19 protein-coding genes and 1 pseudogene are annotated in these 19435 nt (G+C 60.3%); 10 read left to right on the forward strand and 10 right to left on the reverse strand.

What is annotated here, in order from left to right:
* Positions 1-139: 139 nt before the first annotated feature.
* Genes AACY50_RS11060 through AACY50_RS11075 form a run of 4 tightly spaced genes read left to right on the forward strand, consistent with a single transcriptional unit; the run spans position 140 to position 2741 of the window.
* Positions 140-448: a PepSY domain-containing protein gene (locus tag AACY50_RS11060; protein WP_339464958.1), complete on the forward strand. Its 309-nt coding sequence runs from the start codon at positions 140-142 to the stop codon at positions 446-448.
* Entirely contained in the window at positions 448-759 is a 312-nt protein-coding gene (locus AACY50_RS11065) for a PepSY domain-containing protein (RefSeq protein ID WP_339432446.1), read from the forward strand. Before AACY50_RS11060 ends, AACY50_RS11065 begins: the two co-directional genes overlap by 1 nt.
* Positions 760-762: 3 nt before the next feature.
* The gene (locus AACY50_RS11070) at positions 763-1431 is read left to right on the forward strand and encodes a response regulator transcription factor (protein WP_221732956.1); all 669 of its coding nucleotides are present in this window, start codon (positions 763-765) and stop codon (positions 1429-1431) included.
* Positions 1428-2741 (forward strand): sensor histidine kinase, encoded by a 1314-nt coding sequence (locus AACY50_RS11075; protein WP_339538556.1) that lies wholly within the window; start codon positions 1428-1430, stop codon positions 2739-2741. Before AACY50_RS11070 ends, AACY50_RS11075 begins: the two co-directional genes overlap by 4 nt.
* Before the next feature lie 132 nt (positions 2742-2873).
* Here the strand turns inward: AACY50_RS11075 and AACY50_RS28745 are convergent, their stop codons facing one another.
* Positions 2874-3629: a methyl-accepting chemotaxis protein gene (locus tag AACY50_RS28745; RefSeq protein WP_401160353.1), complete on the reverse strand. Its 756-nt coding sequence runs from the start codon at positions 3627-3629 to the stop codon at positions 2874-2876.
* Positions 3630-3731: 102 nt separating this feature from the next.
* Positions 3732-5021 (reverse strand): annotated as a pseudogene (locus tag AACY50_RS28750) (HAMP domain-containing protein); the annotation flags it as partial.
* A gap of 256 nt (positions 5022-5277) precedes the next feature.
* Between AACY50_RS28750 and AACY50_RS11085 the strand changes: the two are divergent.
* A complete protein-coding gene (locus AACY50_RS11085) occupies positions 5278-6594 on the forward strand; it encodes a Na+/H+ antiporter family protein (RefSeq protein WP_339538557.1) in 1317 nt (438 codons plus the stop codon).
* A gap of 132 nt (positions 6595-6726) precedes the next feature.
* Positions 6727-8409, forward strand: coding sequence for a methyl-accepting chemotaxis protein (locus AACY50_RS11090; protein ID WP_339538558.1), 1683 nt, complete (start codon positions 6727-6729; stop codon positions 8407-8409).
* Between the two features lie 123 nt (positions 8410-8532).
* Here AACY50_RS11090 and AACY50_RS11095 read toward each other — a convergent pair whose 3' ends face one another.
* A complete protein-coding gene (locus AACY50_RS11095) occupies positions 8533-9468 on the reverse strand; it encodes a LysR family transcriptional regulator (RefSeq protein WP_339432441.1) in 936 nt (311 codons plus the stop codon).
* Between the two features lie 112 nt (positions 9469-9580).
* Between AACY50_RS11095 and AACY50_RS11100 the strand changes: the two genes are divergently transcribed.
* From AACY50_RS11100 to AACY50_RS28755, 3 genes are read left to right on the forward strand one after another with little or no spacing between them, the layout of a single operon-like run.
* Positions 9581-10066 (forward strand): DMT family transporter, encoded by a 486-nt coding sequence (locus AACY50_RS11100; RefSeq protein WP_339432440.1) that lies wholly within the window; start codon positions 9581-9583, stop codon positions 10064-10066.
* 2 nt (positions 10067-10068) lie between these two features.
* Positions 10069-10524, forward strand: coding sequence for a DMT family transporter (locus AACY50_RS11105; protein ID WP_339432439.1), 456 nt, complete (start codon positions 10069-10071; stop codon positions 10522-10524).
* Between the two features lie 41 nt (positions 10525-10565).
* A complete protein-coding gene (locus AACY50_RS28755) occupies positions 10566-10799 on the forward strand; it encodes a DUF6124 family protein (RefSeq protein ID WP_445261481.1) in 234 nt (77 codons plus the stop codon).
* Positions 10800-10866: 67 nt separating this feature from the next.
* Here the strand turns inward: AACY50_RS28755 and AACY50_RS11115 are convergent, their stop codons facing one another.
* The 4 genes from AACY50_RS11115 to inhA all read right to left on the reverse strand — a co-directional run bounded on the left by AACY50_RS11115 (position 10867) and on the right by inhA (position 15062).
* Positions 10867-11340: a hypothetical protein gene (locus AACY50_RS11115; protein WP_339432437.1), complete on the reverse strand. Its 474-nt coding sequence runs from the start codon at positions 11338-11340 to the stop codon at positions 10867-10869.
* Positions 11341-11673: 333 nt separating this feature from the next.
* Positions 11674-13239 (reverse strand): methyl-accepting chemotaxis protein, encoded by a 1566-nt coding sequence (locus tag AACY50_RS11120; RefSeq protein WP_339432436.1) that lies wholly within the window; start codon positions 13237-13239, stop codon positions 11674-11676.
* Between the two features lie 101 nt (positions 13240-13340).
* Positions 13341-14132, reverse strand: coding sequence for a CPBP family intramembrane glutamic endopeptidase (locus tag AACY50_RS11125; RefSeq protein ID WP_339432435.1), 792 nt, complete (start codon positions 14130-14132; stop codon positions 13341-13343).
* Positions 14133-14375: 243 nt separating this feature from the next.
* The gene (inhA, locus tag AACY50_RS11130) at positions 14376-15062 is read right to left on the reverse strand and encodes an isonitrile hydratase (RefSeq protein WP_339538559.1); all 687 of its coding nucleotides are present in this window, start codon (positions 15060-15062) and stop codon (positions 14376-14378) included.
* 89 nt (positions 15063-15151) lie between these two features.
* Between inhA and AACY50_RS11135 the strand changes: the two genes are divergently transcribed.
* Complete coding sequence (locus AACY50_RS11135) at positions 15152-16135, forward strand: GlxA family transcriptional regulator (RefSeq protein ID WP_339464953.1); 984 nt, start codon at positions 15152-15154, stop codon at positions 16133-16135.
* 12 nt (positions 16136-16147) lie between these two features.
* On the opposite strand, the gene AACY50_RS11140 is transcribed toward AACY50_RS11135, so the two are convergent.
* From AACY50_RS11140 to AACY50_RS11150, 3 genes are all read right to left on the reverse strand, one after another.
* Positions 16148-16537 carry a hypothetical protein gene (locus AACY50_RS11140; protein ID WP_339432432.1) on the reverse strand — a complete coding sequence of 130 codons (390 nt, stop codon included), beginning with the start codon at positions 16535-16537 and terminating at the stop codon, positions 16148-16150.
* Between the two features lie 251 nt (positions 16538-16788).
* A complete protein-coding gene (locus tag AACY50_RS11145; protein ID WP_339464952.1) occupies positions 16789-18615 on the reverse strand; it encodes a glycoside hydrolase family 15 protein in 1827 nt (608 codons plus the stop codon).
* Entirely contained in the window at positions 18608-19408 is an 801-nt protein-coding gene (locus AACY50_RS11150; RefSeq protein ID WP_339464951.1) for a glucose 1-dehydrogenase, read from the reverse strand. Before AACY50_RS11150 ends, AACY50_RS11145 begins: the two co-directional genes overlap by 8 nt.
* Positions 19409-19435: the final 27 nt, after the last annotated feature.

Genomic DNA, 19435 nt, shown 5'->3' on the forward strand with positions numbered 1-19435 from the left:
GATCGTTAGCAAGCGAAGGATTATAGAACCACGGCGGCCCTCTGTGGGAGCGAGGAAACAATGATGGCAATTCAGTTTCAGTTAAGTTCATCCCGCTAAGGTGCCCTGCGTTGCAACACATAAAAATATGGAGTCACCCATGAAAACCCTGACTGCCCTGTCCATCGCCTCGCTTTTCGGCTTGACCGCCAGCATCGCCCACGCCCGCGACCTTGGCCCCGATGAAGCCCTGCGTCTGCACGACGCTGGTACTATCGTCTCCTTCGAGAAGCTCAATACCACGGCGCTGGCCAGACATCCGGGTTCCGAGATCACCGACACCGAGCTGGAAGAGCAGTACGGCAAGTACATCTACCAGATTGAAATGCGTGATCCGCAGGGGCAGGAATGGGATCTGGAATTGAACGCGGTGACGGGGCAGGTTCTCAGGGATCATCAGGATAAGTAATGAAGGTTAATGTTCGCGCCACCCGTTGCACGGCGTTGGCGCTCGTGATTTTTTGTTCGACGGCGATGGCTCGCGACCTCGATCAGGACGAAGCGCTGCGCCTGGTTCGCGCGGGTGTGATTTTGCCGCTGGAGCAAGTGCTGCATCAGGCAATGGCGCGTTACCCCGGCGCGAAGCTTTTGGAGGTCGAGCTGGAAGAGAAGCACGACGTCTACATGTATGAAGTCGAGTTGCTGACCGTCGAGGGTGTGGCGCGTGAGCTGCACCTGAAGGCTGATACCGGTGAACTTGTGAAAGACGAGGAAGATTGATCGATGCGTTTGCTTTTGGTGGAAGACCACGTACCGCTGGCCGACGAGTTGCTCGCCGGCCTGCAACGCCAAGGTTACGCAGTGGATTGGCTGGCAGATGGTCGTGATGCGGTGTATCAGGGCCGCAGCGAACCCTATGACCTGATCATCCTCGACCTCGGCTTGCCTGGCGTGCCGGGGCTAGAGGTGCTGGCGCAATGGCGTGCCGGGGGCCTGGCGGTGCCGGTGCTGATCCTCACGGCACGCGATTCCTGGGCCGAGCGCATCGAAGGCCTGAAGGCCGGTGCCGACGATTACCTGACCAAACCGTTTCATCCCGAAGAGCTTTATTTGCGCATTCAGTCGTTGTTGCGCCGCTCCAAAGGCCAGGCCAACCAGCCGACGCTAAAGGCAGCCGGCCTGCATCTGGATGAGGGCCGCCAATGTGTCGTTCGCGACGGCGCCGACATTCAACTGACCGCCGCCGAATTTCGCTTGCTGCGCTATTTCATGCTGCACCCCGAGCAAATCCTCTCCAAAAGCCACCTCGCCGAACACCTCTACGACGGTGAGACCGAGCGTGATTCCAACGTTCTTGAAGTCCACGTCAATCACCTGCGCCGCAAGCTCGGCAAAAGCGTGATCGAAACCCGTCGCGGCCAGGGTTACCTGTTCGGCGGGCAAGCGTCGTGAGGTCAATCCAGCGCCGCTTGAGCCTGGGGTTGATCAGCGTGCTGGTGGTGGTCGGCGTGGTGCTGGCGCAAACCAGTCTGTGGCTGTTCGAGGTGGGATTGCAGCGCTATCTCGAGGCCGGTTTGCGCAACGACAGCGAAAGCCTGCTGGTGGCGCTGGTGCGTGGCCCGCAAGGCTTGCAGCTGGATGAGCGGCACCTGTCGCCGGCCTATCAGCGACCGTTCTCCGGGCACTATTTCCGCATTGATTTTGCCGACAGTCACTGGCGTTCCCGTTCGTTGTGGGATCAGGACCTGCCGCAGCTCGAACACCAAGGCCTGCACAGCAATCTGCAGTTGGGCCCGGACGGGCAGCAGTTGCTGGTGTTGCGTTCGGACTATCGACGGCTGGGCCAGTCGATCTCGATCAGCGTCGCCCAGGATTACACCCCGGTGCGCGAAAGCTTTCAGCGCATGCGCCAGATCGGACTGGGTTTGGGCGTGCTCGGGCTGTTGCTGATTCTGTTTTTGCAACGGCTCACCGTGCGCCGTGCCTTGCGACCGCTGGAAAAGGCGCGTGAACAGATCGCCCAATTGCAGCAGGGCCAGCGTTCGCAACTCGATGATCAGGTGCCGGTTGAACTCGAACCGTTGGTGGCGCAGATCAACCATTTGCTCGCCCATACCGAAGACAGCCTGAAACGCTCGCGCAATGCACTGGGCAACTTGGGGCATGCCCTGAAAACGCCATTGGCGGTGCTGTTGAGTCTGGCGGCGAGCGAAAAATTCGATGGCCATCCCGAATTACGCAAGATCCTCAAGGAACAACTGGAGCAAGTGCAGCAGCGGCTCAATCGCGAGCTCAACCGTGCGCGATTGTCCGGTGATGCGCTGCCGGGGTCGTTGTTTGACTGTGACGCAGAACTGCCGGGACTGTTGGCGACCCTGAACATGATCCACGGCGAGCATCTGGCGTTGAGTTACGTAGCGCCACCGGGGCTGCAATTACCGTGGGATCGGGAAGACCTGCTGGAGCTGCTCGGCAACCTCTTGGACAACGCTTGTAAATGGGCGGATGCCGAGGTTCGTCTCCATGTTATCAAGCGTACTGATGGCTTTGCCCTGAGCGTGGAGGATGACGGGCCGGGCATACCCCAAGCGCAACGGGGTCAAGTGTTCAGCCGTGGGACGCGGCTTGATGAGCAGACGCAGGGGCATGGTCTGGGGCTGGGCATCGTGCGGGATATCGTCGATACGTGGGGTGGGTTGTTGGTGCTGGGCGAAAGCGAGTGGGGCGGGTTGAAGGTGGTGATCGAGTTGCCCCGGCGCTGAACCGCAGGTCGCTATAAAACCACTGTGGGAGCGGGCTTGCTCGCGAAGGCGGCGGATCAGTCAATCAAGATGTCGACTGAACTACCGCTTTCGCGAGCGAGCCCGCTTCCACATTGCGTTGTGCAGTGAGCCTTAGACCCGGAACTGATCCATCAAACCCTGCTGCTGATTGGCCAGGCTATTGAGTGACTGGCTCACCCGCGCCGATTCATTCGCCTGCCCGGACAGCGACTCGGTCACATCACGAATCGTCGCCACGTTGTTGTTGATTTCCTCAGCCACGGCGCTCTGTTCTTCCGCCGCACTGGCGATCTGCAGGTTCATGTCGCTGATCACCGTCACCGCATCGCCAATCTGGCGCAACGCTGTCACCGCTTGCCCCACCTGCTCGACACTGCCCTGTGCCTGACGATGGCTGTTGCCCATCGAACCCACCACATCCTGTGTGCCGTTCTGCAACTGCTCGATGACCTGACGGGTTTCCTCGACCGACTCTTGCGTGCGGCGGGCGAGGTTGCGTACTTCGTCAGCGACCACGGCGAAACCGCGTCCGGCTTCACCGGCGCGGGCGGCTTCGATGGCCGCGTTGAGTGCCAACAGGTTGGTCTGTTCGGCGATGGCGCGGATGGTTTCCAGTACCGTGCCGATTTTCTCGCTGTTGGCGGCCAGGCCTTCGACCTGGACCATCGCAGCGCTCATGTCACTGGCGAGTGTGTCGATGCTCGCCGTGGTGCGGTCGATCACCGTCAGGCCCTCACGGGTCGCGCGATCGGCATCCTTGGCGGCTTCAGCGGCCTGGGCGGCGCTGCGGGCGACGTCCTGGGCGGTGGCGCTCATTTCATGGGACGCGGTGGCGACCTGATCGACCTGGCGGTACTGCTGCTCCATACCCGCACTGGTCTGGGAGGCGATGGCCGAGGACTGGTCGGCGGTGTTGCGCGCGTCCTGAACCGAGCGTTTCACTTCGGCGATGATCGGCTGCAACTTGTCGAGGAAGCGGTTGAACCAACCGGCCAGTTGACCGAGTTCGTCCTTCTTGTCGTAGGCCAGGCGCCGGGTCAGATCACCTTCGCCGCTGGCGATGTCTTCCAGCATGTGCGCCACGCCGAGGATCGGTTTGGTCACGCTGCGCGCCATCAGCCACACCAACAACAGGCCGACCAGCGCGGCCAGCACGCCGAGGCTCAGTTCGATCAGCGTGCCCGAGGTGTTGCTCGCATCCAGTTGTTGTTTGAGTGCTTCGGCGCGGCTGACCAGGACTTTCTCCGGCACATCGAGCAATACACCCCACGACGGCCCGCCCGGGATCGGCTGGAACGGCGACAGCACTTTCAACAGGCCCTTGCTGTGCAGGCTGCTGACGCTGCTGCTGGAGGCGAGCAGGCGCAGCAGTTCGGCGCCGCTGGTGGTATCGACGGCGTCCAGGCGCTGGCTGAGTTTGCCGGCGTCCGGACTGTAACCGGCGAGGAGGCCGGCGGGGCTGATGATGCTCACGGCGGTCTGGCCGTCATAGAGCTTTTTGCTCGCGCCCTGACTGATCGCTTGCAGGCTGTTGAGGTTGATGTCCACCGACAGCGAAGCGATGACCTTGCCGTTGACCATCAGCGGGAAGACGATGCTGGTCATCAGCACCTTCTGGCCGTCGATCACGTAGAAGTACGGTTCGATCACGCAGGGCTTGAGGGTCGTGCGCGGGCAGGTGAACCACGCGTTGGCCGCTTGGCCACTGGGGCCGGTGCTGGTATCGGCCATGTCGCTTTCCGGCAACGCCATCGACGTGACTTTGCCAGGTACGGGCTGCGACCAGTACAGGGCGAAGCGGCCCTTGTCGTTGCTGCCCAGTTCCGCTTGCCCGGCGAACAGTTCGTCCTTGCCGTCCAGCCCATTGGCTTCGAACACCAGCGACAGGCCAAGCAGATCCGGATTGGCTTGCAGCGCGGACTTGACCTGACGGGTCATGTCTTCGCGCAGGTCGAAGGCATCGAGAAAGCGCTTTTCTGCCTGTTCACGCAGGAACAACACCTGTCGCGAGAAACCGTGGCCGTATTGATAGGCGTCCATGAACTGCTGGCGAATGCCCGCCGCCTGCACTTCTCCCTGGGATTCGATGCGCGCCTGAGCCGACTCGGTGAGCATCTCCATACTTGAAGCCTTCACCAGTTCGGAACTGTGCTCCATGCGGTACAGCGAAAGACCGACCAACAGGGTCACGATACCGGCCAGGCAAAGCCCGGCGAGCAGGGTGATTTTCCATTGGATGGAAAGTTGTCTGAGCGACATGGAGACGTCCTTATTCGATAAATATCTGAGACTTTGCACTGTAGCGGCCGCGAATCGGCTTTCTTTATCCTTAAAACACAATAGGGCGGATTGTCACAGCCATTGGCGGGTTTGGAGGCTTTGACACCGCTGCCACTCTGCGGCAAAGTGCGCGCCCTTCTAATAAGACCCTCTTTGCAAATCCGCCGGTGCTCCGTGGGCGGGCTCATCCTGTCTGGCGGTGGCTGTTGCACCGCAGTGATTTTGAGGTAGTGAAATGAATGCAGTGATTGCAGCAGTCGGCGTGATGCTGATCCTGAGTCTGTCCCGCGTGCACGTAGTGATCGCTCTGATCGTCGGTGCGCTGGTCGGCGGTCTGACCGGCGGTCTGGGCATTGATGCCACGCTCAAGGCGTTCAATAGCGGTCTGGGCGGCGGGGCGACGGTGGCGTTGTCCTACGCGTTGCTCGGCGCTTTCGCGGTGGCGATTGCCAAGTCCGGCTTGGCCCACGCGCTGGCCGACAAGGTTCTGGTAATGGTTGACCGCCAGCATTCGACCGACGGCGGCAACGTCAAATGGCTGCTGATCGGCATGCTGTGGATGGTCGCGATAGCCTCGCAGAACATCCTGCCCATCCATATCGCGTTTATTCCGCTGCTGGTACCGCCACTGCTCTATGTACTGAGCAAGTTGCAACTGGATCGCCGATTGATTGCCTGCGTGATGACGTTCGGTCTGATCACCCCGTACATGTTTCTGCCGGTGGGCTTCGGCAACATCTTCCTTAATGAAATCCTGCTGGCCAACGTTGCCCGCAGCGGTGTCGACATCAGCGGCATCAATGTCACCCACGCCATGGGTATTCCGGCATTGGGCATGGTGTTCGGCCTGGCGATGGCTTTCGTCAGCTACCGCAAGAAGCGCGTTTACAACCTGGCGAAAATCGAGCAGGTCGAGCAAGTGGCGGTGCAGTACAACCCGCTGAGTCTGATGATGGCCGGTGTGGCGATTGCGGCGGCATTCGTCGTTCAGTTGTTGCTGGACTCGATGATTATCGGGGCGCTGGCCGGTTTTCTGATTTTCTCGGCCTCGGGTATCGTCAAGTGGCGCGAGACCGATGACCTGTTCACTCAAGGCATGAAGATGATGGCGATGATCGGGTTCATCATGATCGCCGCCTCCGGGTTTGCCGAAGTGATGAAGGCCACCGGGCAGGTGCAGACACTGGTCGAATCGTCGGCGACATGGATCAACCACAGCAAGGGCGTGGGTGTGTTGCTGATGCTGCTGGTGGGTTTGTTGGTGACCATGGGCATCGGCTCGTCGTTCTCCACCGTGCCGATTCTGGCGGCGATTTTCGTGCCGCTGTGTGTGCAATTGGGTTTCAGCCCTCTGGCGACCGTGTGCATTGTCGGCACCGCCGGTGCACTGGGCGACGCAGGTTCACCGGCCTCGGACTCGACGCTGGGCCCGACCTCCGGCCTGAACATCGACGGCCAGCATCACCATATCTGGGACACCGTGGTGCCAACGTTCCTGCACTACAACCTGCCACTGCTGACGTTCGGTTGGGTCGGGGCGATGGTTCTGTAACACCACAAATCCCCCTGTGGGAGCGAGCAGACCCGCTCCCACAGGGGGGATTGAATCGTTTGCTCAACTTTTGATCTGGCGTGCCGTTAAAGCCTTTAACCACGCCAATAAAACCAAGAGAGTGAGCCCCCCATGCGCCTGAGTCTCAAGGCTAAAGTCCTTTCCCTTGCCGTTCTTCCGGTGTTGCTATTTGCGCTGGTGATCAGCCTGACCACGCTGTTCATCCTTCAGGATCAGGCCAGCAAGGAAGTCGAAGAAACCCGCCAGCGTCTGCTCAGCGACGCCAAAGCCACGCTGCAAAGTTACGTCGCCGTGGCCATGACCGCGATCAAGCCTTTATACGACACCTCCGCTCCCGGCGATGAAGCGGCGCGTGCGCAAGCGATCAAACTGTTGTCGGGTATTCGCTACGGCAAGGATGGCTACTTCTTCGGTTACGACTCCCAGACCGTGCGCCTGTTCAAGGCCAATGATCCCGAAGGCGTAGGCAAAAGCTTCAAGGACAACCGCGATCCAAACGGCGTCTACGTCAACCGCGGTCTGGTGAGTGTGGCGAAGGACGGCACCCACTATCTGCAATACAGCTCACCGCTGCCAGGCAATGCCAAGGTGCTGGTGCCGAAACTCGGCTACACCGAATACCTGGCGAAGTGGGACATGGCCGTCGGTTCTTCGGTCAACCTTGACGGCATCGAGGCGCAGGTGGAGGTGGTCGAAGCCAAGGTGCAGGAACGTATGCAAGGCGTGGTGCTGAGCATCGTGGGTGTGGCTGTGGTGATGCTGTTGCTCATCGCCGTGGCGGGGATGTTGCTGGCCAACACCATTCTGCGTCCCCTGAACTTGATGAAAGCCAACCTCGATGACATCGCGGCGGGCGAGGGCGACCTGACTCGCCGACTGACCATCACCAGCCAGGATGAACTCGGCGAACTGGCCGGCTCGTTCAACCGTTTCGTCGACAAGATTCATGGTCTGGTGCGCCAGATCACCGAGATGACCACGCAACTGACCGGGTTGGTGACGCAGGTGTCCGATCAGGCGCAGCGCTCGGATCAAGCGATGGAGCGTCAGCGCCACGAGACCGATCAGGTCGCCACGGCGATCAACGAAATGTCCGCTGCCGCGCAGGAAGTCGCCAAGAGTGCGCAAAACGCTGCCGTCGCTGCCCAGCAGACCGACGAGGAAGGCCAGAGCGCCAAGCGCGTGGTGGCCGGCAGCATCAAGCAGATTCATGCGCTGGTGGACGACATTCGCAGCAGTGGCGTGTCGCTGGACAGCCTGCAACAGGACGTGTCGTCGATTGTCGGCGTGCTGGGGGTGATCCGCTCGATTGCCGAACAAACCAACCTGCTGGCACTGAACGCGGCGATTGAAGCGGCGCGGGCCGGTGAGGCCGGACGCGGTTTTGCGGTGGTGGCCGATGAAGTGCGGGCGCTGGCCAGTCGTACGCAGATCAGTACGCAGGAAATCCAGGGGATGATCGATCGCCTGCAGGCCGGGACGCAGTCGGCGGTCGAGGCCATGCGCCGTTCCAGTGAGGCAGGTGATGGCACCTCGGTGCAGGCCAATCAGGCCGGGGCTTCGCTGGATGCGATGGCTGAGTTGATTGCGACAATCAACTCGATGAACGCGCAGATTGCCAGCGCTGCCGAAGAGCAAACGGCGGTGGCCGAAGAGATCAACCGCAGCGTGCATCAGATTGCGGTGGCGGTGGATAACGTGGCGGATGAAACGCAGTTGGGGGCGCAGACTTCACGCAGCCTGGCGGATCTGGGCCAGCGACTGGGCAAACTGGTCGGGCAGTTCCGTATCTAGAACGCTACACATAACCTGTGGGAGCGGGCTTGCTCGCGAAGGCGTCGTGACATTCAGTATTTGTGTCTCTGACACACCGTCTTCGCGAGCAAGCCCGCTCCCACATTGGGTTTTGTGCAGGGCTTAAGGTCTGTCCCAATAGGGGATTTCGCCGAAGCATTCGATGAAGAAGTCGATGACTGTGCGCACCTTCACCGACAGCCGACGGCTCCCCGGCCACAGCACTGCAATCTGCTGCGGCTCTAGGCTGTTGGAGACCTGATATTGCCTCAGTACCGGTACCAGCGTGCCTTCGCGCACCGCCTCACCAATCAGCCATGACGGAAACATCACCAGCCCCAACCCTTGCTCGGCGGCTTGCGTGAGGGTGTCGGCGTGGTTGCCGGTGATCGGGCCTTTGACCGAATACGGCGTCCAGTCTTGCCCCTCACGGCGAAAAAACCAGCGCTGTTGGCCGGTCGCGCCTTTGTAGGCCAGGCACTGATGCTGCGCCAGATCATCCGGATGTTGCGGGATGCCGTGGCGTTTGAGGTAAGCGGGGCTGGCGGCGACCTGGAATCGATGCGGCGCCAGAATCCGCGCTTGCATGCTGGAATCGTGCAAAGGGCCGATGCGAAACAGCAAATCGGCGCCTTCCTGCAGCGGATCGACGTAATGGTCAGTCTGTTGAATATCCAGTTGCAGCTTCGGATAGCGCGCGCATAACTGACCGAGCCACGGCGTCAGATGGCGTTGGCCGAACACCACGGGGGCATTGATTCGCACCAGGCCCGTGGGTTCGCTTTGCTGTTCCTGCAACGCCTGCTCGGCTTCTTCCAGTTGCACCAGCACCAGCCGCGCATGATGGCCGAGCATGCGTCCGGCTTCGGTTGGCGTAACCGCCCGGGTGTGGCGGTAGAGCAATTGCTGGTTGAGCGCCTGCTCCATCAACTGGACCTGCCGAGAGATCGATGAGGGCGCCACGCCTTCGCGGCGGGCGACTTCGGAAAAACTGCCTTGGTCGAGTACGGCCACAAATAGCCTTAGCGCTTTGAATCCCAGTTCGTTAAGCCCGTGCATGCGGTGCCCTGCTGTGCGTATTGCGCAAAAGTGTTGTCCGGATGCTCCCATTTATCGCACAGCGGCGCCAGCCGATAATCCGCGCCATCGTTTATTGGCCTGGATGTTTGTGATGCAGACGTTGGATGAAGTGAGTGTTGCGCCGCCGGCGGTCAGACCGGGGTTGCGCTTGTTGTTGCTGCCGCTGGTGATTTTGGCGGGGATGGGGTTGTCGGTAGAGGCCGGGTTGCTCGGGCCGTTGGGTGTGCAGGTGGGGCATTTGTGGGCGACGTTGAGCATTTTCGGCGTGGGCTCGGCGATTCTGTTTTTGCTCCTGTTGTTCAGCGGCCAGCAACAAGGGCCGGCGTTGAACACATTGCCGCGCTGGCAGTTGATCGGAGGTGTTCTCGGACCGGTCTATGTGGTGGTGCTGACGCTGGCGACCCCGCACATCGGCATCGCCATGACCATGATCGCGATTCTCTCCGGGCAGGTTGGCAAGAGTGTGTTGATCGACCACTTTGGCTGGTTCGGCGCGGTTCGTAAAAAGGTCAACGGTGAACGTTGGCTGGCGCTGCTGCTGATTGTCGCGGCACTTGTCTTGATTGCTCGGGGTTGATGATGAATCTGATTATTTTGTTGGCCGTGGTGGTTGCAGCGGGCGCGGTGTTGAGTGTTCAGGCTGCGATCAATGGGCGTCTGGGTGAAACCGTTGGGGTGTTGCGCAGTAGTTTGCTGACGTTTGCCGTGGGTGCGCTGGTTACCGGGTTGCTGATTGTGTTCTTCGAACCGGCCCACGCGGTGAGTTTGCTCGACGTGCCGAAATGGCAGCTCAGCGGTGCGTTGTTTGGCGTGGTGTACATGATCGTGATGGTCGGTGCAGTGCCTCGGGTGGGTACCGCGGTGGCGACCGTGGCGGTAATTGTCGGGCAGCTCGGAATGGGGATGTTGATCGATAACTTTGGCTGGCTTGGTAACCCGGCTATCGATTTGTCCGCTAACCGGATGTTGGCGATGGTTTGTTTGGGGTTGGCTTTGGTGTTTATGTATCGCAGCAGTGTTCGGGGTTCTGACTGATTGGGAGTGTCTACTGCCTCAAGCCCGCAGACCTGGCGACCCTGCCAAGCTCGCCCAGGTTTCGCCCCGTCTATCTCGTCGCCCCCACGCTGGATGACGAACCCCCGCGCGTCGAGGCCTGCGAGTCGCTTTCAAACGCCCATGCCATGGCCGGTAATATCGCCAGCTCGGTGGGCGGCCCGGAGCGCAAACCGCTACTGGCGCTGCAACAGGTGATCATGCTGAACGAACTGTCGGTCAATCGGCTATTGGATAAACTCCGTTTGCCGTCATAGCGGCGAAGATGATGAGTGGGGCGCTTGCCCCGCTCATCGGGCATAAACCGTAATGTCTGATGCTGATTTATTGATCGGTTCTTGTCAGTTTGAAAGTGCCGTCCGGCTTTAAGCGATACCCAGCGGATTTGAATGTTGCGGTGAAATTGCCGGTGACCGTGCCTGTTTTCCGATCCAGTCTGATCGTGAGCTCCGCATCATCGGCATCGACAGTTGCGAATCCGGTGAAACCCGGTGGGGCCGGTATCGAATGGATATGGGAAACATGCAACCCTTGGCCGTCATTCAGTTTGTAGGTGTACTCCATCAAGTCTTCGTCCAGGTAAGGCACGCTCAAAAGCAAGGCGAAATAGTTTTCCTCCTCCCCCGTCCCGGTCGAACCGCTAAACACCCAACTTTCTTTGCCGGTCGGCGGGAAGACGCTGTAGTGAAACGAGCTGTCTTGAGCGTAGATTGGGCCCGCGTTGAAACTCCAGTGAAAATCATGGGTGGCGGGCTGAACACTGTTTTGCTTCGGGATGAAAATGCACTTGGCGCTCATGATGAAATCCTTCTTGGGGAATGAACAAAGACCGGCGAAAACACCTGAGTGCCCATTGATGGTGATTTTATGGACGCGTGTCTACTGTAAAACCTGACAGCTGGACGACCTCGCGTAAGTGTGGGCGCTGAGTACAAATGTCCAGGTCGCGAGATACACGGTCCAGGATCGTTTGACCAGACCCCCTTGGGGGAGAGGGTTGGGGTAGGTCTCACCACAATAAAAAACCCGGAAGCTTTCGCTGTCCGGGTTTTTTAATGAAGCAAGATCAAAAATCCGCAGCCTTCGGCAGCTCCAGAGATCGGTGTAGAGGCTGCTGCGATCTTTTGATTGTCAGCGGTTAAACCGCTCCACCAACGAATACTGCGTATTGGCAGTCTTGGTCAGCTCTTCACTCAGCAGCGCCGAGTTATGCGCCTGTTCCGAGGTCTGATCCGCCAGTTCCGAGATATTGCTGATGTTGCGGCTGATTTCTTCAGCCACCGCACTTTGCTCTTCGGTCGCGGCGGCGATCTGCGTGGTCATGTCGGTGATGTTGGCCACCGCCTCGCTGATGCCCACCAGAGCCTGATCCGCTTCCAGCACCCGTGCCACGCCTTCTTCGGCCTGGCGATGCCCGGCTTCCATGGTCTGCACGGCGCTGCTGGCGGTCTGTTGCAATTTGGCGATCAGGGTGTGGATCTGCCCGGTGGATTCGCTGGTGCGTTGCGCCAGTTGGCGCACTTCGTCAGCCACGACGGCAAAACCACGGCCCATTTCGCCGGCACGGGCCGCTTCGATGGCGGCGTTGAGCGCCAGCAGGTTGGTCTGGTCGGCGATGCCTTTGATCACGTCGACCACGCCGCCGATTTCGTCGCTGTCCTTGGCCAGTTGGGTCACGGTCAGACCGGTTTCCCCGACGACAACGGACAGGCGCTGAATGGCTTCGCGGGTTTCACCGGCGATGTCACGACCGCGACCGGTCAGGCGATTGGCTTCCTGGGTAGCGTCGGCGGTGCGCTGCACATGGCTGGCCACTTCCTGCGTGGTCGCGGCCATCTGGTTGACGGCGGTGGCGACCTGTTCGGTTTCCACGCGCTGACGTTCCAGGCCGCTGGAGCTGTTGTGCGCCAAAGCGTCGGACTGCTTGGCCTGATCGGTCAGGTGTTCGGCGGTGTCCTGCAGTCGGGTCAGGCAGGTTTTCAGGCGTGCTTCCTGGCTGAGGATCGACATTTCCAGACGCGCTTGGGCGCCACGGCTGTCGGTGTACATCTGTGCGATCAATGGGTCGGAGGTGGTCTGCTCGGCCAGGCGCAACAGGCGTTTGAGCCCGCGTTGCTGCCATTGCAGGCCCATCAGGCCCAACGGCACCGACAAACCGGCCGCCAGGGCAAAGCCCCAGTGCGAGTTCAGGGTCGCGCCGATCACGAAGCTCAGTTGGCTGACCAGAATGAACGGCAGCCAGTCTTGCAGCACGGGTAGCCATTTATCGCTGGAAGGGATCGCCGACTTGCCCTGGTTGATGCGTTGGTAGAGCGCTTCGGCACGGCGGATCTGTTCGGCAGTGGGTTTGATCCGCACCGACTCGTAACCGATCACTTGACTGCCATCGAACACCGGCGTCACGTAGGCGTTAACCCAGTAGTGGTCGCCCGTCTTGCAGCGATTCTTGACAATGCCCATCCATGGCAAGCCTTGTTTCAGTGTGCCCCACATGTGCGAAAACACCGCCGCCGGCACGTCGGGGTGACGGACCAGGTTATGCGGCGCACGGATCAATTCTTCACGCGAAAACCCGCTGATCTCGACGAAAGCGTCGTTGCAGTAGGTGATCATGCCTTTGGCGTCGGTTGTGGAAATCAACCGTTGCTGAGCCGGAAAGGTCCGTTCGCGTTGTGTAATGGGCTGGTTGTTACGCATGTTTTTCAATCCGCAAGGCTTTGAAAGGTTGTCGGCGCTGTCAGCTTTTTATTGAAGTTTTTTTTCAGTTTTAAGTACGGCGTCGCAAAACGGCTCTTGCTTCAGCCAGCGAGCATCGGATAAGTGAACAAGCCGAAATGGAGCAGGTTCAGTCCGAAGTGTGTGGCGATCGCCGCACCGAGTCCGCCAAATCGGTAGGCCAGACCATAGCCGACACCTGCCAAACCCGCCAGCAACACCCATGTCCAGCCTGCGCCGATATGCGCCAGTGCAAACAGTGATGAAGCCACTAGCAGGGCAAGGTTTTCGCCATAAGGCAGGTGTTTGAAGTGTCGGCTCAGACCGCCCTGTATATAGCCACGAAACAACGCTTCCTCGACCAGTGTCACCAACAGAAGATTGTTCAACACCCACAGCCACGCCGGATCCGGCCATTTCGGCGCCCAGGCGATCACGCCGAGCAACATCGCGCCGCCCAAAGCCAGAATGACGCTCAAGGTCAGGGCCAAAACAGTGGCGTAGACCGTCAGGCGCAACGACCGCCGCGCGACAATCCACGGGCACACCAGCAACAGCCAGAAACCGATCAGCGGTTTGTCGAGATTGAGGTACATCGAAAACGGCACGGCGTTGTCGGTGAAGCGTTGCGGGGCGATGGCCCGGCCGTTATAGAAGCCGGGCAGCCAGTGCAGGGCCAGCGCCACGGCCAAAACAATGAACAGACCATGCCCCAGATAACGTCCGACCGGCACCTGCTGCTGGCGTACGGCGAAGCCTGCGAATAACAGAAGCGCGATCGAGATCAATGCCAGCCAGCCGAGTTGGCCGAGGCTCAGCGCCAATCCGTAGCCGAGGCCGAGCAGTGCCAGATAGAACCATGGCAGAGACTTCATGGAGGGTCCTTGTGCAGAGGGTGTGGAGGGGCTTTCTACACGGACGGGCGGCGGGGGACAAGTGAAGGTGAAGTGAGAAACCGGGACAGCACCAAAGCCATTGGCCAAACACAAATCCCAATGTGGGAGCGGGCTTGCTCGCGAAGGCGGTGGGTCAGGCAATGAATGTGTCGACTGATACACCGTTTCCGCGAGCAAGCCCGCTCCCACCGGGGATTTGTATTCCACCGGGGGGCAGAGGGATTAGCGCAGGTTGAGTTTTGCCGCTGCGCGTTCGGTAATTTCTGTGCGCAGCTTCAACGATGGCGCGGCGAGCAGACGGGCCTGGTCGACAATTGCGCTCGGTGCGGTGTCAGGAGAGCCGGAGCTGAACGGCGGTGCGGGGGCGTATTCGAGTTGCAGTTGCACCCGTTGTGCCGTTTCGGCATCGACCAGTTCAGCCGCCAGCACCAGCGCAAAGTCGATCCCGGCCGTAATTCCGCCCCCGGTGATCAGATTGCCGTCACGCACCACCCGTTCCTTCACCGCAATCGCGCCCAAGGTTGGCAGCAACTCGTGGTACGCCCAGTGCGTGGTGGCGCGCTTGCCTTGCAGCAGACCGGCGGCGCCGAGTACCAGCGAGCCGGTGCACACCGAGGTCACGTAACGCGCTTGGGCGGCCTGGCGTTGAATGAACGCGAGGGTCTGCTCGTCTTCCATCAATGGCCCGACGCCGCCACCGCCCGGCACACAGATCACATCCAGATCCGGGCAGTCTTCGAACGTCGTGGTCGGTTTGAGCAGCAGACCGGTGCTGGCGGTGATGGGCATCAGATCCTTCCAGATCAGGTGCACCTGCACATCCGGCAGCGAAGCGAGCACGTCATACGGGCCCGTCAGGTCGAGTTGCTGAACCTGCGGGAACAATAGAAAACCGATCTGCAACGTCATGGTGTTTTTCTCCATTGAAGGGGTGGACGGCTTTACTGTAGGCGCGTAGGTTCTGGCGTATACGCCAATTACCCCACGAATTACGCCAAATGCCCAAAGCCATTCACGTACTCGCGTTTGCCAACATGCAGATCCTCGACGTCACAGGGCCTTTGCAGGTATTCGCCTCGGCCAACGACATTGCCCGCCAGCGCGGTTTGCCGATTCCGTATGCGCCGACGGTGATTGCCCGCGAGGGCGGGGCGGTGATGTCGTCGGCAGGCTTGGCGATATTGGCCGAACCGCTACCGCAAGAGCCCAGCGACACGCTGATCATTGCGGGCGGCTGGGGCATTTATCCGGCGGCTGAAGATGTGCCGCTGGTGGATTGGGTGCGCGAACACGCGGCGAAATGTCGGCGCGTGGCTTCGGTGTGCACCGGGGCTTTCTTGCTCGCAGCCAGTGGCTGGCTCGACGGTCGTCGCGTCGTCACCCACTGGACCCGTTGCGAACAACTGGCGCAGCAGCACCCGAAACTGCAGGTCGAGGCCAATCCGATTTTCATCAACGACGGCCCGGTCTGGACCTCGGCGGGCGTCACCGCCGGCATCGATCTGGCACTGGCAATGGTCGAGCAAGACCTCGGTCGCGAGATTGCGCTGGACGTCGCCCGGCATCTGGTGGTGTTCCTCAAACGCCCGGGCGGGCAGTCACAGTTCAGCGTGACGCTTGCGTTGCAAAATCAGGGCAATCGCTTTGATGACTTGCATGCCTGGATCGCCGAGAACCTGACCTGCGATTTAGGCGTGCCGACCCTGGCCGAGCAGGCGGGCATGAGCGAGCGCAGCTTCGTGCGCCACTACCGCGCCGACACCGGCCAGACCCCGGCGCGGGCGATTGAGCTGATTCGCGTCGAAACGGCGAGGCGGTTACTCAGTGATACGGGCTTGCCGGTCAAACGCATCGCCGCCCACTGCGGGTTTGGCAGTGAAGAGACGCTGCGCCGCAGTTTTCTGCGGGCGATTGGCGTGACGCCGCAGGCTTATCGGGAGCGCTTTTCGGTCAGTGCTGCAAAAGATCCAGCACTGCCCTGAGCGTTGGCCCGGTCAGGCTTCAGCTTCCGCCACCTGATTGAAATACTTGCTCCGATCCGGGGTAAACGTGACCCGCATCTTTGTCCGCGAACAGGTCAGCGAGCGTTCTTCACTCAAGTGAATATCCAGGTCTTCCCCGCGCAACCCCTGCCACTGGGCGAGGTATTTGAGCGAGCCGTACTTCTCGCTTTTCTTCAAGCTACGGCTGACGCCGCCTTTCCAGCCGAGTACCGGCAATTCGTCGGCGAGGCACTGTTGGGCGAGTTCGGGGAAACGGATGGCGCGCTGGCGGCCGATTTCCCAGCATTTGATCAGGCCTTTGTCGTCGGCCTCCCACAGTTGAGTGCGGGTCAGGCCGGTGCGCAGGGGCGAGTCGATGGTGCGCTGGACGTGGTGGGTCATTCTGGTTCCTTGAATCGGGTTTTGTTGGACAGCTCCGCTGTGCCCGTTGCGGTGGATGGTAGGGGCGGATTAAACAGCTGGCAACAAGGTATTTCGGGGTGTAAGTGCAAGTTGCAGGGGGAGGATGGATCAAGTGCTGTTGAGTATTTGTAGTCCCTCGCCGCAGGGACAGGACTTTCCTGCATCAGTGGCGGGTTTTAGTCCTACAGCGAGGGTTATTTGAGTGAAATTTCCGACAGCCTCTGACGACATTACGGCTGCCAAGCATTCTTTTCTCCGCTCAAACGACGATCCAGAAAACTTGCCGCGCTGATCAACGCCAGGTGTGTCAGCGCCTGTGGCGTGTTGCCCAAGTGGCGTCCATGGGTGTCGAACTCCTCGGCATACAGCCCCAGCGGGTTGGCGTAGCGCAGCAATTGTTCGAATTGCAGGTGCGCTTTGTCCACTTGCCCGGCGCGCGCCAGGCATTCGACGTACCAGAATGAGCAGGCGGCGAACGCGCCTTCGGTGCCGGGCAGGCCATCAATGCCGTTGTCGTCGTTGCGATAGCGATAGACCATGCCTTCGCGCACCAGGCTTTTCTCGATGGCTTGCAGCGTTGCCAGCCAGCGCGGGTCCTTGGCACTGACGAAGCGCATCAACGGCATCAGCAGCATCGAGCCGTCCAGCGCGGTGCCGCCCTGGTACTGAACAAAATGCCCATGTTCTTCGTTCCAGAAGTTTTCCCAAATGTCGCTATAAACGGCCTGTCGGGTTTGATCCCATCGCGCAAATGGCGCGGGCAGCGAGCGTTTGTAAGCCAGGCGAATCGCGCGATCCAGCGCTACCCAGCACATCAGCCGTGAGTGCAGAAAATGATGCTGCTCACCGCGCATTTCCCAAATTCCTACATCTTTGTTCTGCCAAGTCTCACAGACGCGGTCGACTATTTGCCGGACATGATTCCAGCCCTCGTGAGAAATCGCATCGCCGTACTTGTTGACCAGGTACACCGCGTCCATTAACTCGCCAAAAATGTCGAGCTGGATTTGGTCGTAGGCTTCGTTGCCGATCCGCACGGGTTGGGCGCCGCCGTGACCTGACAGGTGAGTCAGCTCGGTTTCCGGCAACCGCTGGCGCCCGTCGATACCGTAAAGAATATTCAGTTTCATCGATTTGCCGTGGCCATCGCTGACCCGGCCACGCAGCCAGCGCATGTAGTCGTTGGCTTCCCCGACAAAGCCAAGACGCATGAACGCATATACCGTGAATGAGGCGTCGCGGATCCAGGTGTAGCGATAGTCCCAATTGCGCGACCCCCCCGGCGTTTCCGGCAGGCCGAACGTGGCGGCGGCGAGGATGGCGCCGTGTCTGCGTGAGGTCAGCAGCTTGAGTGCCAGCGCCGAGCGGTTGACCATCTCGCGCCAGCGTCCGCGATAGCTGGACTGGCTGATCCAGTCGCGCCAGTACTTCAGGGTGCGCGCCATGCACAGGTTGCCGGCCCCTTCGGCAAAGCGAGGATCCTGGCTTTCACCGAGCATGAATGAGGCTTGCTGATCCTGCTGCAAGGTGAACGTTGCGACAGCCGCGCCTGCGTCAATGTTCAGCGCCTGGTCGGCAGCCAGCCGCAGGGTTGGATAACCGCTGGCACTGAATAACACGTCTTGCCTGTCCATCCGGGCGCTCGTTTCGGCGCGGGCGTAGTCATGCTTGACGGCGCAGCGCATATGAAACGTCGCCTGACCGCTGGCCACCCGAACCCGCCGCATGAGTACCGGCATGTCATCTTCGTTGTCGCCGATGGGAAGCAGGTCGGTGACTTCGACCACCGCGTGCTCACTGAGCCAACGGGTCTGCAAGACGTTGGTGCCCGGCAGGTAAATCTGTTCGCGCCGTGCATCGGGCAAGTCCGGTGCCAGTTGAAAAATCCCTGCTTCAGGGGTATCCAGCAGCGAACAGAAAATCGACGGGCTGTCGAACTCCGGCCAGCAGAAAAAATCCACGCTGCCCTTGTCGTTGACCAGTGCCGCACTGCGCATGTCGCCGATGATGCCGTGGGCGTCGATCGGGCTTTGTCGTTCTTGATGATGTTCAGCCATTGCCGCGAAACTCCGGATAGAGGCTCATGCCGCCGTCGATGAACAGGGTCGTACCGACGATGTAGTCGGACGCGTCAGAGGCGAGGAAGACCAGGGCGTTGGCGACGTCTTCAGCTTCGCCGATACGTCCGTAGGGAATCAGCTCGAGCAGTTTTTCGCCGGCATCCCCTTCAGTGGCCGCGGTATTGATCGCCGTGCGAATCGCTCCCGGCGCAATGCCGTTGATGCGAATGCGCTGATGGCTGACTTCCTGAGCGAGGGTCTGCATCAACTGATCGACGCCTCCCTTGGAGGCCGCGTAGTTGACGTGCCCGGCCCATGGGATGCGCTGGTGCACCGAACTCATGTGAATGATCTTGCCAGCGGCCCGGGAGACGCCTTCGCGAATACCTTGGCGCTGGAAAATCCGCAGCGCGGCGCGAGCGCAGAGGAACTGGCCGGTGAGGTTGACGCCGATCACCGTGTTCCAGTCGTCCAGCGACATGTCCACGGCGGCGGCGTCTTTTTGCAGGCCGGAATTGGCCACCAGAATATCCAGTGAGCCAAAGGCTTCCAGGGTGTCAGTGAACATCCGATCGACCTCATCCTCTTTTGACACATCGGCGCCAATGGCGAGGGCTTGACCACCGTCGGCGATGATCTGCCGGACCAGCGCGTGGGCGGGTTCGGCATGACGATTGTAGTTGATGACGACCGCAGCGCCGGCAGCGGCGAGGGCTTTGGCAGCCGCATGACCGATGCCGGAACTGGCACCGGTGATGAGTGCCACTTGATGGGCGAGGGAAATCTGCATGCGAAGTCGCGCCTGGATTGAGGGCTT

The organism is Pseudomonas sp. RA_15y_Pfl2_54, assembly GCF_963971015.1.
In the GTDB taxonomy this organism is placed as follows: domain Bacteria; phylum Pseudomonadota; class Gammaproteobacteria; order Pseudomonadales; family Pseudomonadaceae; genus Aquipseudomonas; species Aquipseudomonas baetica_A.